Below are 12,661 nucleotides of genomic sequence, written 5' to 3'. Positions count from 1 at the left end.
TCGTTGTTGTTAAAGTCCGTACTGGCGAATAAACCAGGCCGGCGTACAGCTCCACGCATGGCAGTAACTATTGATGAGCTTACTGCCATAGGGGGAAAAGTCAGGATGCTGCGGATCGAAAATTTCCCAGAAGGTGTCGGCGCCGTAGTCGACCATCGCTCCCCAGTAGGCCTTGATCTCCGCTACCGCCTCCTCGCGCAGGCCGCATTGCAGCAGGGCGACAATGTGATGATGGCGCAAGTACGGGGTATTCATGGCAATGGCGGGCGGATGTTGCTGCAGGCGGCGCATCAGCGCTTGCCGCTGCCCGGCGGTGCCAACCTCCGCCAGTACCAGCCAGATCTGCGATGCCCATGAGACCTGGCGCGCGGCGCCGCTGATAAACACCTGCCGCTCGCTGTCCCACAGGTGGCGGAGGGCGGCCTCTTTCAGCTGCGCGAGCGTAGCGGTGTAGTCGGCTACCCGCTGCGGTTCAACACGCTGCGCCAGCCAGAGGGCACGCTGCAGGCAGTAGATAAGCACCCCCTGCGCCGACGACTGTTTATTCAGCTCTGCCTGCCAGTCGATAAATACCCACCAGTCATCGCTGTCGCGCACCAGACCCTGGGGATCGCAGCGGGTCAGCGCCAGCTCGATTTGCCGTCGCGCCGTGGGCCACAGTTCACGGGCGGTTTCCATGTCGCCAGTGCTTTGCAGGTAGTGATAGAGTACGTCGACAAAAAATAATGAATAATCAAAGAGAAATGTGTCATCGGCACGCACGTCAGGCTGAACAAAGACATTGGCGGAGACCATGCCATCTTCCCGGGTATGGCCGGCAAACAGGTACAGGCAGCGGCGGACCAGATCGTGGTGGCCGAAGGTCACGTCATTGACCAGCGCCTGCAGGCGCAGGTCGCCGAGCCACAGCCGACGGTCGCGTTTCGGCCCATCCTCAAACACCTCCTGCATGCAGTTTTGCAGGGTGCGAACCGCGACGTCATCAATGGCTTTCAGCTCCGAATCGGCGATGACCGCCGGCTGCGGGCTGCCGGCTGAGGTAACGGTTTCCAGGGCTATCTCATCGAACTGCAGACGAAATTTGCGCGACAGCGCTTTGATTTCCACCTTCAGGTAGCGCAGGCAGTAGCGACGCGGCAGGTCAACCCGGGCGGGCAGGACGTCGAGCCACAGATCCTGTTGCTGCAACCAGCTACTGCTCAGCCACCCCTGGTACTCGCTGAACGGCTCGCAGACTTCGCTCAGCGTTTCGCCGAAGGTGAAGTGCAGATGGGCCGGGGCATCCGGCGGGCTGCCGACGCTGCGGCAGCTGAACTGCAGGTAGCCAACAAAATGGCTGCCAAAGTCAATGATAATGCTGTCGCCGACGCGAAGCGGCTGCTGATAAAACTGCTCAGGCGTGCAGACGGTGTGTCCCCGCCAGCCGTTCAGCGCCGCCGGATCGGCGACGGCCTCGACGATGGCCTGCGGCGCCTGGCGCTGACGATGTAGCGCGGGCGTTAGGGCGGCCGCACGCTCTAATAAATGCGGATGGCGGGTCATCGCCACACTGGAATTGTATTGAATTGCCTGTGACATACTGCGTCCTCTCCATTAGGTTAGGTGCAGCATAGGCCGTCGTCCGGCGGCACCACCACTCTGGCAATGCCAAACCGTCAGTGAAAATGGCAGGAATAATGAGGTGGGGGCGCTGGCGATCACAAATCCGCACATCGGGCGCGTGCCGAGGGCCGGAATAGATTATCGTGCCCCTGCGCACCAGGCTGTTCAGGATTTGCTGTAATGATGACACTGACCGTTGAGTATTATTTCACCCACCCCCAGGATAAGCTCGGCATGTACGCCAGCGACCCGGAAGATAATAGCCAGGAACATGGCCACGAGTTTGCCGAGCTGGTGATCGTCGAGGAGGGGCATGGATTACACGTTATTAATGGCCGCCCGCTGTATATCCAGCAGGGCGATGTATTTTATGTCCAGCCTGGCGATGTCCACTATTATGATGAGCTGGGGACGCTGAAGTTGATTAATGTCTTAATTAATCCGGCGGTGGCCTTTCGCTATTTACAGCAGATGGAGGGATTGCTGCAGCAATTATCGGCGCAGCGCGCCGCCTGCTATGGCTGGCTGGCACCGGAGACCCGCAGCTATTGTCGGGAACTGGTGGAAAAGATATTTTCCCCGGCGCTGAGGGCGGCGGATAATACCCCGCAACGGGAGTCTCTCTTTTTCCAGCTGGTGACCACCATTCTCACAGCCGAGTCGGAAGCCGAATATAGCAGCACCCGCTATAAACTGCATAAATTACTCACCTGGCTGCAGGAGCACTGTTTCGAAGAACATAACTGGCAGCAGCTGGCGGAGCAATTTCATCTCACCACCCGCACGGCGTTTCGCCATATTAAAGAGGCCACCGGATTAACGCCGGATAATTATCTGAAACGTCTGCGACTGGTCTCCGCGCGGGTCAAATTACGCGAAACGGAGATGACCATTACCGAAGTGGCTTATCTGTGCGGCTTCGCCAACAGCAACCACTTTACCACCCTGTATAAAAAAGTGTTTGGCCTGACCCCAAGCGCCGATCGCCGCCACCCACCGGGTTAAAAGGGGGGGCCGCAGGCCGGGCAGGGGAAAAATCTGCCACCCGCGGCAGGTCACGCTTATTCGTCGAGGGAGTTTGCCCGCACATGACGACCGCTGGCGACAAAATTGCCGGTGCCAAGATGATGCAGGGTATTGAGCTTATCGTCGTCGAACTGCCAGCGTCCGGTGACGAATGCGCGTTCATCGGCGGCGGCAGACACCACCTCCCCGAACAGGGTGTCGTACTGGGTCTGGGCCGCCGTCGCCGGCAGCAGGCGGCACTCCATCCATGCCAGACACTTCTCCTCGATCAGCGGCAGGCCCAGCTCCGGACCGGTCACCACCGGAATTCCGTAAGCATTGAATTTGTCTTCATCGCGGCCGCTGACGCTGCCGACGGCGTAGGTCCAGCTGGCGGCGGCCACGCCGGGAACCACGATGCCGAAGGTGCCGTTGCGCTCGATGATTTCCCGCGTCCAGGTGCTTTTATCCACCACGATAGCCACCCGCGGTGGGGCGAATTCCACCGGCATCGACCAGGCGGCGGCCATGACGTTGCGCCGGTCGGACGCAGCGTCGTAGCTGGTGATCAAAATGGTCGGACCGTGGTTGAGCAGGCGGCTGGCATACTGCAGTTCCACGTGGCGAAAGCGGCTCATAGGCGTTCCTTGAGTAATGGGTCGGTTGGCGGGTAATACGTTAAGCCGCAATGAAAATGTAATCAATACGTCATCTCGTCTGACTATAGTCGCCAGCACAAAGTCCCAAAGAGGATCACAATATGTTGGCTCCCCTGATGTTATCCCAGGTGAGCGCGCCCCGTCGGATGTCGACCGCCGGGCAGGGGTTGCTTTCCCGCAAGGGAGGGCGACAATGCGCGCGCTGACCCCTATCACTCTGCAGGCGGTCTCATTCGCCTTCGCAGAGACCCCCATTCTCGATCGCTTCTCGCTGCATATCGAACCCGGCAGCATTGTGGCGCTGCTGGGCCCGTCCGGCTGCGGCAAAAGCACCTTGCTGCGCCTGCTGGCGGGGCTGAGCGTGCCGGCCAGCGGTGAAATCCGCTTTGGCGATCGGCTGGTGGCCAGCGCAGGCTGGGGATTGCCCCCGGAACAACGCGATATCGGCATGGTTTTCCAGGATTACGCCCTCTGGCCGCATATGAGCGTGGCGCAGAACGTCGCCTTTCCGCTGCGCATGCGCGGCATTGCCCGCGCCGAACGCGAGCGCCGGGTGAGCGAGGCGCTGGCGCGGGTGGGCCTCGACGGCTTTGCCGAACGTAAACCTTCAGGCCTTTCCGGCGGCCAGCAGCAGCGGGTGGCGCTGGCGCGGGCGATCGTCGCCGCGCCGCGGGTGCTGCTGTTTGATGAGCCGCTCTCCAACCTGGACAGCGAACTGCGCGAATCGCTGTGTGGCGAAATGAGCCGCCTGCTGCGCCAGCTCGGCATCACCGCCGTGTATGTTACCCATGACCGCCGTGAAGCCGAGCTGTTAGCCGACCGGATAGTCCATTTATCCGCGGGCCGCGTGGCCGCTGTCCGCGCCGTTACGCCAACCTCAGGGGACGTTGTATGAACACCGTTATGACCGTTAAGAAAGGAGTGGTACTCGCGATGGCTCTCTCCGCCATGATGCTCTCAAGCGCCCATGCGCTGACCGTTTACACCGCCGGCCCTGGCTCGCTGGCGAAAAGCCTGGCCAGCGGTTTTGAACAACAGACCGGGGTGAAGGTGACCGTTTTCCAGGCCACCACCGGCAAAGTGATGGCCCGTCTGGAGGCCGAGCAGGCCAACCCACAGGCGGATGTGCTGATCTCCGCTTCATGGGATACCGCGGAGGATCTGCACCAGCGGGGTTGGTTGCTGCCTTTTCACAGCGCCAACGCCGACAAGGTACCGGCTAATCTGAAATCGGCGGACTATATCGCCCAGGGGGTCTCGGCGCTTGGCATCGTCTGGAACAGCAAAAGCGGCACTCCGGAGCCGAAAGAGTGGCGGGATCTCACCCAGCCGGCGTTTAAAGATAAGGTAACGACGCCTGACCCGGCGCTCTCCGGCGCGTCGCTGGATCTGCTGATTGGCCTGCAAAACAGCATGGGCGACCAGGCCTGGCAGCTGTTTGACGATCTGAAAAAGAACGGCATGGTGGTCAGCGGCCCCAACGCCCAGGCGGTGACGCCGGTGATGCAGGGGGCGAAAGCGGCGGTGTTCGGCGCGGTGGATTATGTCTCCTACGGCAATATTCAGCAGGGCGAGTCGCTGAAAGTGATCTTCCCGGCCAGCGGGACGGTGATTGCCCCACGCCCGATGATGATCCTCAAAACCAGCCAGCATGCCGACGACGCCAAAGCCTTTATCGATTACGTGCTGTCGCCGGAAGGTCAGGCGCGGGTCGCCGACGCCTGGCTGATGCCCGCTCGCCGCGATGTGGCCGCTAAACGCCCGCTGCTGGACGCGCTGAAGGTCTTGCCCACCAGCGGCGAGGGGAGTAGCGAGCGTAGCGCCGTCCTGACCCGCTTCAGTCAGCTGTATGCCCAATAATTGACACGGTTCTCCGGCGCTGGCCGCCGGAGAACGCTTCGTTTCAGGAACCGCTGTGAAACAAAAATTCCTTTCCGGCGTGACCCTTGCTGCCCTGACGCTGCTGGTCGCGTTACCGCTGTTGTTTATTCTGCTGCAGGCGATTTTTCCCCATTTTAGCGCCGGTTCGCTCCATGACGCCTTTGGCGGCGTCTCGCCGCTGCTGGCGGACCCTCAGCTGATGTCGATGCTCGGCGGTACGCTGTGGATCGCCGGCGGCGTGGCGCTGGCCAGCGTCCTCATTGGCCTGCCGCTCGGCATTCTGCGCGGTATGTTTTCGTTGCCGCTGCCCCGGCTATGGGACCTGCTGTTTTTGATCCCCTTTCTGACGCCGCCCTATATCTCGGCGCTCTCGTGGATGTTGGCCCTGCAACGCCAGGGCTATCTGCAGCAGCTGACCGGCTGGCAGCTAAACGATCTGCTATTCAGCCGCAGCGGGATCGTGCTGGTGATGACCTTTAATATTTTTCCCGTGGTCTACTTTGCCGTCTCCCGCAGCCTGCTGGCGAGCGGGCAACGGCTGGCGATGGTCGCCCGGGTCCATGGCGCCAGCGCCTGGCGCGCCTTCTGGCACGTGACGCTGCCGATGCTCTCCCCGGCGCTGGCGGCGGGGATGCTGCTGGCGTTTACTCTCGCCATCGAGGAGTTTGGCGTACCGGCGGCGCTGGGCAGCCGGGCGGGAGTGGTGATGCTGACGGTGGGCATTGAGAAAAAGCTGGCCGACTGGCCGGTGGATCTCACCGGTGCTGCGCTGCTGTCGCTGCTGCTGATGGCGGTAGCGCTGTTCGCCTGGTGGCTGCAAACGCGGCTGGTGGGGGAGAAGGAGGTCACCAGCGTCACCGGCAAACCGGGAGAAAACCGTGGGACGTCGCTGGGCTGGATGACGCTGCCCGCGCTGCTGGCGATGGCGGCCGTCGGCGGCCTGGCGGTCGGGGTCCCCGCCGCCTCGATGATGCTCACCAGCCTGATGGGCACCCTCTCGGGCGGAGTCAGCCTGGAGAATGTCACGCTGCGTCATTTCGCGGCGCTATTCGACCAGCAGGGCGATGCCCTGTCGGCCCTCGGCGTCAGCCTGTCTCTGGCGCTAGGTTCGGCGCTGATCGTCGGCGCGCTGGGGCTGCTGGCCGCCTGGCTGGTGATGGTGCAGAAGATCAAAGGGCGCGGGGTGGTGGATGCGCTGTCGCTGATGCCGGCGGCGCTGCCGGGCGTGGTGGTGGGGGTGGGATTGATCCTGCTGTGGAACCAGCCCTTCTGGCCGCGCTCGCCCTACAACACGCTGTGGATGCTGCTGCTCTCCTATTGTTGCCTGCTGCTGCCCTGGCCGGTGCGCTATGTCGGCAGCGCGCTGCGCCAACTCGGCCCCAATCTTGAGCCCGCCGCCCGGGTGCACGGCGCGTCGCCGCTGCAGGCGCTGCGGCTAATTGTTCTGCCGCTGGTCTTTCCGGCGCTGCTGGCGGCGATGCTGATGGTGTTTGCGGTGGCGTCCCGGGAGCTGGTGACCTCGCTGCTGCTGGCGCCCGCCGGCACGCAGACCGTGGCGGTGTTTATCTGGCGCCAGTTCGAACAGGGATCCGTTGGTCAGGGCATGGCGATGGCCAGCCTGACGCTGTTGACCGGTCTGCTCCTGATGCTGACGGCGCTGGCGCTGATGCAGCGCAGCACGCGCGGTTAACGACAAGCGCACAAAAAAGAGGGTCGGCGCGGGAATATAGGCTATAAATGTCGGACACCAACAGCTGGAGACCCTGATGAGTCCCTTTTTACGCGCCTATTTTTCCCGTCTGGGCTGGACGGGAGAGCCTGATGTTTCTATTGATACCTTGCGCCAACTGCATCTGCAGCATAACAGCGCTATCCCTTTCGAAAACCTCGACGTCCTGCTGCCGCGCGAGATCCATCTTGACGACCTGGCGCTGGAAGCGAAGCTGATCGCCGGCCGACGCGGGGGGTATTGTTTTGAACAAAATGGCCTGCTGGAGCGCGCGCTACGCGAAATAGGTTTTAATGTCCGCAGCCTGCTGGGCCGGGTGGTGCTGGCCAATCCGCCGCAGATGCCGCCGCGCACCCATCGTTTATTGCTGGTGGAAGTGGCGGGTGAGCGCTGGATCGCCGACGTTGGCTTCGGCGGCCAGACGCTGACCGCGCCGATTAAGCTGCTGGCCGATATCCCGCAGCAGACGCCGCACGGCAGCTATCGTCTGGTGCATGAAGGGGATGAGTGGACGCTGCAGTTCAACCATCACGAGCATTGGCAGTCGATGTACCATTTCGATTTAGGTCGCCAGTATGCGTCTGATTATGTGATGGGTAACTTCTGGTCGGCGCACTGGCCGCAGTCACACTTTCGTCACCACCTGCTGATGTGTCGTCATCTGCCGGACGGCGGCAAAATGACCCTTACCAATTTCCACTTTACCCACTGGGAAAATAACCACGTGGTGGAGAAGGTCGATTTTGCCGATGTCTCCGCGCTGTACGAAGGGCTGCAAACCCGCTTCGGCCTGGGCGTGGACGATCCTAAACATGGCTTCAGCGAAGCGGCGCTGGCGGCGGTGATGGCGGCTTTCGATACGCATCCGGAAGCCGGGAAGTAAATTTCCTCATGCCCGGCGGCGCTGCGCTGACCGGGCCTGGGGAAAGATATCGAAGGGAGATAGAAGCGTTTATGTAGGCCGGGTAAGGCGTAGCCGCGATCCGGTAAACTAACGGCACAACGCGTTAAATGGCTTCCGCCAGCAGCCAATGCCTGCGATGGAACTACGCCGCGCCATAGAGGATCGTTATCGTCGTAATGTCAAAGTCAGCTAAAACAATTCCAGAGTAATCATCTTATTCAAATAACGGCTAAACGCCGTCTCGTCCAGGGTTTGGGTGCCGAGGGCGTAAATTCCGTCGAGGCCGCACACCAGGGCGATAAAACGCCAGGCGATATCCCCCGGCGGCTCGCTCGAGTGAAACTCTCCGCAGGCGAGACCCTGTTCCACGATCGCCACGGTCTCGGCATGCCACATGGTCATGGTCAGCAGGTAGGCCGCTTTGATGTACGGGTCGCTGTCGGCCAGAACCTGGCCTTCCCGCCACAGGCGGATATAGGGTTCCAGCCGGCCATCCTCGCTGCCGATCATCGAGAATAACCGCTCGCGCCAGCTGGCGTCCTCGGCCACCAGCGGCATGTCGAGCATCTCGCGGATAAGACGGATGAACACCTGGGACTTCAGCTCGCCGATGGAGGCGAAGTGGTGGTGCAGTTGCCCGGCGGCCACCTGCGCTTCGCGGGCGATCTGCCGCACGGTCATGGCGCTGAAGCCGCCGCGCAGCGCCAGGCGCATGGCGGCCTGCATAATCCCTTCCCGTCGCTCATCCCGCTGTAAATAGTGCATAGAACCCCGCTGATATCTGGCTTTGGCCGAGTGTAACAAAAAGTTGGACATGCGTTCAACAATCCGGCAGGATCGCCATCCTGGACGTGTGTCCAAGTTCTAACATTGAGGTACAAGCTATGTCACGGCAATGGATGACGCTGATGGCGATTTTGCTGGTTTATATTCCGGTGGCGATTGACGCCACGGTGTTGCATGTGGCAGCGCCGACCCTCAGCGTCGCGCTGGGCAGCAGCGGCAATGAGCTGCTGTGGATCATTGATATCTATTCATTGGTGATGGCCGGGATGGTGCTGCCGATGGGCGCCCTTGGCGATAAAATCGGCTTTAAACGTCTGCTGCTGCTCGGCAGCGCTATTTTTGGCGTCGCCTCGCTGTGCGCCGCACTGTCGCCGACGGCTCTGACGCTGATTGCCTCCCGTGCCCTGCTGGCGGTGGGGGCGGCGATGATCGTGCCAGCGACGCTGGCCGGGATCCGCAGCACCTTTGCCGAGGCCAGCCAGCGCAATATGGCGCTGGGGCTGTGGGCGGCGGTGGGCTCCGGCGGCGCGGCCTTTGGCCCGCTGGTGGGCGGCATGCTGTTGGAGCATTTCTACTGGGGATCGGTGTTCCTGATCAACGTGCCGATTGTGCTGGTGGTTATCGCCATTAACGCCAAAGTGGTGCCGCGTCAGCCCGCGCGCCGCGACCAGCCGCTGAACCTGCTGCAGGCGCTCATTTTGATTGCGGCGATCCTGATGCTGGTGTTTAGCGCCAAATCGGCCCTGAAGGGCCAGCTGGCGCTGTGGCTCACCGCGCTGGTGGCGATCGGCGGGGCGGCGATGCTCACCTGGTTTATCCGCAAACAGCTGTCGGCGGTCCGGCCGATGGTGGATATGCGACTGTTCACTCATCGCATTATTTTAAGCGGGGTGATGATGGCGATGACCGCCCTGATTACCCTGGTGGGTTTTGAGCTGTTGATGGCTCAGGAGCTGCAGTTTGTGCATCAGAAAACGCCGTTCGAGGCGGGGATGTTTATGCTGCCGGTGATGGTGGCCAGCGGCTTTAGCGGGCCGATTGCCGGGATGCTGGTGTCGAAGCTCGGGCTGCGCGAGGTGGCGACCGGCGGGATGTTGCTCAGCGCCTTCAGCTTTCTGGGCCTGGCGCTGACCGATTTCAGCACTCAGCAATGGCTGGCCTGGGGGCTGATGACGCTGCTGGGCTTTAGCGTCGCCAGCGCGCTGCTGGCCTCCAGCTCCGCCATTATGGCGGCGGCGCCGAAGGAGAAAGCGGCGGCGGCCGGGGCGATCGAAACCATGGCCTATGAGCTGGGCGCTGGCCTCGGCATTGCCCTGTTCGGCCTGATCCTGACCCGCAGCTACAGCGCCACCATTGTGCTACCGTCCGGGCTGAATGAGACCATGGCGCAGCGGGCGTCGTCATCGATCGGCGAGGCGGTTAGCCTGACCCAGGCGCTACCCGCCGTGGTGGCGGAGGCGCTGATGGCGGCGGCGAAGGCGGCCTTTACCCAGGCGCACAGTCTGGTGCTGGCGACAGCGGGTGTCATGCTTCTGCTGCTGGCCGCCGGGATCTGGCGCAGCCTCGCCACCGTGAAGAAGCCGTAGTCGGCGCTATAGCTGTAGCGACAGGTCCATCGCCGCGCGGCGTAGCGGGGCGAGGGCCTTCTCTTTTAACGCCGCGGCGCTGACCGTCGCGGCCGGCACCCCGACATTCAGCGCGGCCACCACCTGGCCATGACGCGACAGCACCGGCACCGCCAGCGAGCACAGGCCCACCTCTATCTGCCGGTCGGCGAGGGCATAGCCCTGCATGCGCACCCGATCAATCTCCGCGCGTAGCCCGGCCATATCGCACAGGGTGTGTGGGGTGTAGCGAATGAGCACGGCACGTGACAGTGTCACCTCCAGCTGCTCTTCCGGCAGCGCGCTGAGCAATACCCGACCCATCGACGTCGCCCACGCCGGCAGGCGACTGCCGCGTCCGATATCGACGCTCAATAAATTATTCACCGCCGCGCGGGCAATATAGAGCACGTTATCCCCGTCGAGCGTCGCCGCCGAACAGGATTCGCCGAGGGCTTTGCCGAGGCTGTCCAGCGCCGTCTGCGCCACTTTCGCCAGCGGGGTGCCGGCGAGATAGGCATGGCCCACCGCCAGCACCCGGGGGAGCAGCTCATAATGGCGGCCATCCGGGCTATGGACCATGCCCAGCGCGGCGAGGGTATACAGGCAGCGGCGTACCGCCGCGCGGGAAATTTGCGTTTTCTGGCTTAACTGGGAAATGGTCAGCCGCTGACGCTGTGGGGTGAAGGCGTTAAGCACCTCCAGACCGCGGGCCAGAGACAGCATAAAGTTGGGATCGTGCTCGGCCTGCCTGGCGCTCAGCGTATTGGGGATATTGTCGCTCATCGCATCCTTCTCCGTTGCAGCGTAAAGCTCACGGCAGATCACTATACCTTGCGCAAAATGGGGCGCGCTGAATTGTGCCGGTTTTACCACCACGATCACATTAATAACCGTCTTTTAACAAACGCGTCGATAATCGCACAACATTTCGATTATCGCCGTTGACCATCCGCCAGGCCGAACCCTATTGTCAATGGCATAGCCCTCCCCGTTATGGATGTGGGTACAAAAAGTTATACATCTCATCAGGAAGCGAAAATGACTGCCACCGTAGAACGTATTGAGAGCTGGATTGTGGATGTCCCAACCATCCGGCCACATAAATTGTCGATGACCACCATGGGATGTCAGACGCTGGTGATCGTGCGCCTTACCCGCTCCGACGGCATCTGCGGCATTGGCGAGGCCACCACCATCGGCGGCTTGAGCTATGGCGTCGAGAGCCCGGAGACTATCTCGTCGGCGATAACGCATTACCTGACGCCGCTGCTGCTGGGGCAACCGGCTGATAACCTGAATGCGCTGACCGCCCGCATGAACAGCGCCATTAAAGGCAACACTTTTGCCAGGTCCGCCATTGAAACCGCGCTGCTGGATGCCCAGGGCAAAGCGCTGGGGCTGCCGGTGTCGGCGCTGCTCGGCGGCGCGCTGCAAACGGCGTTGCCGGTGCTGTGGACGTTAGCCAGCGGCGATACCGCGAAAGATATTGCCGAAGGGGAAAAACTGTTAGCCGAGCGGCGCCATCAGGCTTTCAAGCTGAAAATTGGCGCACGCGAATTAGCGACCGACCTGCGCCATACTCGCGCCATTGTGGAGGCGCTAGGGGATCGCGCCAGCATCCGCGTCGACGTCAATCAGGCCTGGGACGCCGCAACCGGCGCGAAAGGCTGCCGCGAGCTGGCGGCGATGGGCGTCGACCTCATCGAACAGCCGGTCAGCGCCCACGACAACGCGGCGCTGGTGCGGTTAAGCCAGCATATTGAAACCGCGATCCTCGCCGACGAAGCGGTGGCCACCGCTTACGATGGCTATCAACTGGCGCAGCAGGGCTTTACTGGCGCTTACGCGCTGAAAATCGCCAAGGCCGGCGGACCGAACAGCGTACTGGCGCTGGCCCGCGTCGCCCAGGCGGCGGGTATTGGCCTGTATGGCGGCACCATGCTGGAGGGGACCGTCGGGACTGTCGCCTCGCTACACGCCTGGTCGACGCTGCCGCTGCAGTGGGGCACCGAAATGTTCGGCCCGCTGTTGCTGAAAGACGATATCGTCAGCGTACCGCTCTCCTTTGCCGACGGCGAGGTGGTGCTCCCGCAAATCCCGGGTCTTGGCGTCGAGCTGGATGAAGACAAACTGCGTTTTTACACCCGCCAGGCGTAGCGGGAAACAGGAGAAACAGATGCTATTTAAAGTGGATATGACCGTGAATATACCGCTCGGCTTTCCCGTCGCCGAAGCGGAGGAAATAAAACAACGCGAAAAAGCCTATTCGCAACAATTACAGCGGGAAGGCAAATGGCGACATATCTGGCGCGTCGCCGGTCTTTACGCCAATGTCAGTATTTTCGATGTCAAAGATACCGAAGAGTTACATCAAATATTAATGGGATTGCCGCTGTATCCTTTTATGGATATTCGCGTCGAGGCGCTGTGCCGCCATCCCTCGTCTGTTCGTGACGATGATAGCTAATAATAACACCTGACCTCATGC

The 12,661-nt window shown here is 61.7% G+C and carries 12 protein-coding genes; 8 read left to right on the top strand and 4 right to left on the bottom strand.

Annotation, left to right across the window (positions count from 1 at the left end; all coding sequences use genetic code 11):
- Positions 1-9: 9 nt before the first annotated feature.
- On the bottom strand, positions 10-1,578 hold the full coding sequence (locus tag ACLEXF_RS04820) for a family 78 glycoside hydrolase catalytic domain (protein WP_017900504.1): 1,569 nt from the start codon (positions 1,576-1,578) through the stop codon (positions 10-12).
- Positions 1,579-1,782: 204 nt separating this feature from the next.
- Between ACLEXF_RS04820 and ACLEXF_RS04815 the strand changes: the two genes are divergently transcribed.
- Entirely contained in the window at positions 1,783-2,607 is an 825-nt protein-coding gene (locus tag ACLEXF_RS04815) for a helix-turn-helix domain-containing protein (protein ID WP_122542364.1), read from the top strand.
- A gap of 56 nt (positions 2,608-2,663) precedes the next feature.
- Here ACLEXF_RS04815 and ACLEXF_RS04810 read toward each other — a convergent pair whose 3' ends face one another.
- Positions 2,664-3,245, bottom strand: coding sequence for a flavin reductase family protein (locus ACLEXF_RS04810; protein ID WP_032456131.1), 582 nt, complete (start codon positions 3,243-3,245; stop codon positions 2,664-2,666).
- A 214-nt stretch (positions 3,246-3,459) separates the two neighbouring features.
- Here ACLEXF_RS04810 and ACLEXF_RS04805 point away from each other — a divergent pair, with 214 nt between their 5' ends.
- The 4 genes from ACLEXF_RS04805 to nhoA all read left to right on the top strand — a co-directional run bounded on the left by ACLEXF_RS04805 (position 3,460) and on the right by nhoA (position 7,759).
- A complete protein-coding gene (locus ACLEXF_RS04805; RefSeq protein ID WP_017900507.1) occupies positions 3,460-4,161 on the top strand; it encodes an ABC transporter ATP-binding protein in 702 nt (233 codons plus the stop codon).
- Positions 4,158-5,126, top strand: coding sequence for an ABC transporter substrate-binding protein (locus ACLEXF_RS04800; protein ID WP_023318383.1), 969 nt, complete (start codon positions 4,158-4,160; stop codon positions 5,124-5,126). Before ACLEXF_RS04805 ends, ACLEXF_RS04800 begins: the two co-directional genes overlap by 4 nt.
- Positions 5,127-5,181: 55 nt before the next feature.
- On the top strand, positions 5,182-6,837 hold the full coding sequence (locus ACLEXF_RS04795) for an ABC transporter permease (RefSeq protein WP_032456128.1): 1,656 nt from the start codon (positions 5,182-5,184) through the stop codon (positions 6,835-6,837).
- Positions 6,838-6,913: 76 nt separating this feature from the next.
- Positions 6,914-7,759 carry an N-hydroxyarylamine O-acetyltransferase gene (gene nhoA / locus ACLEXF_RS04790; protein ID WP_004202712.1) on the top strand — a complete coding sequence of 282 codons (846 nt, stop codon included), beginning with the start codon at positions 6,914-6,916 and terminating at the stop codon, positions 7,757-7,759.
- A gap of 210 nt (positions 7,760-7,969) precedes the next feature.
- Here nhoA and ACLEXF_RS04785 read toward each other — a convergent pair whose 3' ends face one another.
- Entirely contained in the window at positions 7,970-8,545 is a 576-nt protein-coding gene (locus ACLEXF_RS04785; protein WP_180241923.1) for a TetR family transcriptional regulator, read from the bottom strand.
- A 119-nt stretch (positions 8,546-8,664) separates the two neighbouring features.
- Here ACLEXF_RS04785 and kmrA point away from each other — a divergent pair, with 119 nt between their 5' ends.
- Complete coding sequence (gene kmrA, locus ACLEXF_RS04780; RefSeq protein ID WP_407259781.1) at positions 8,665-10,152, top strand: efflux MFS transporter KmrA; 1,488 nt, start codon at positions 8,665-8,667, stop codon at positions 10,150-10,152.
- A 6-nt stretch (positions 10,153-10,158) separates the two neighbouring features.
- Here the strand turns inward: kmrA and ACLEXF_RS04775 are convergent, their stop codons facing one another.
- Positions 10,159-11,049, bottom strand: coding sequence for an IclR family transcriptional regulator domain-containing protein (locus tag ACLEXF_RS04775; protein WP_072140467.1), 891 nt, complete (start codon positions 11,047-11,049; stop codon positions 10,159-10,161).
- 117 nt (positions 11,050-11,166) lie between these two features.
- Between ACLEXF_RS04775 and ACLEXF_RS04770 the strand changes: the two genes are divergently transcribed.
- Together ACLEXF_RS04770 and catC are read left to right on the top strand one after the other, a co-directional pair.
- Positions 11,167-12,330, top strand: a complete 1,164-nt coding sequence (locus tag ACLEXF_RS04770; protein WP_072140466.1) for a muconate cycloisomerase family protein — start codon at positions 11,167-11,169, stop codon at positions 12,328-12,330.
- A gap of 19 nt (positions 12,331-12,349) precedes the next feature.
- Positions 12,350-12,640 carry a muconolactone Delta-isomerase gene (catC, locus tag ACLEXF_RS04765; RefSeq protein WP_004202698.1) on the top strand — a complete coding sequence of 97 codons (291 nt, stop codon included), beginning with the start codon at positions 12,350-12,352 and terminating at the stop codon, positions 12,638-12,640.
- Positions 12,641-12,661: the final 21 nt, after the last annotated feature.

Source organism: Klebsiella pneumoniae complex sp. WS1778, assembly GCF_049472055.1.
Taxonomy (GTDB): domain Bacteria; phylum Pseudomonadota; class Gammaproteobacteria; order Enterobacterales; family Enterobacteriaceae; genus Klebsiella; species Klebsiella quasipneumoniae.
This window is presented reverse-complemented; position numbering and strand designations above follow the sequence as displayed.

Coding starts and splice junctions, on each gene's coding strand:
- ACLEXF_RS04820 (WP_017900504.1), bottom strand. CDS start 1,578: ATGTCACAGGCAATTCAATACAATTCCAGTGTGGCGATGACCCGCCAT.
- ACLEXF_RS04815 (WP_122542364.1), top strand. CDS start 1,783: ATGATGACACTGACCGTTGAGTATTATTTCACCCACCCCCAGGATAAG.
- ACLEXF_RS04810 (WP_032456131.1), bottom strand. CDS start 3,245: ATGAGCCGCTTTCGCCACGTGGAACTGCAGTATGCCAGCCGCCTGCTC.
- ACLEXF_RS04805 (WP_017900507.1), top strand. CDS start 3,460: ATGCGCGCGCTGACCCCTATCACTCTGCAGGCGGTCTCATTCGCCTTC.
- ACLEXF_RS04800 (WP_023318383.1), top strand. CDS start 4,158: ATGAACACCGTTATGACCGTTAAGAAAGGAGTGGTACTCGCGATGGCT.
- nhoA (WP_004202712.1), top strand. CDS start 6,914: ATGAGTCCCTTTTTACGCGCCTATTTTTCCCGTCTGGGCTGGACGGGA.
- ACLEXF_RS04785 (WP_180241923.1), bottom strand. CDS start 8,545: ATGCACTATTTACAGCGGGATGAGCGACGGGAAGGGATTATGCAGGCC.
- kmrA (WP_407259781.1), top strand. CDS start 8,665: ATGTCACGGCAATGGATGACGCTGATGGCGATTTTGCTGGTTTATATT.
- ACLEXF_RS04770 (WP_072140466.1), top strand. CDS start 11,167: ATGGATGTGGGTACAAAAAGTTATACATCTCATCAGGAAGCGAAAATG.
- catC (WP_004202698.1), top strand. CDS start 12,350: ATGCTATTTAAAGTGGATATGACCGTGAATATACCGCTCGGCTTTCCC.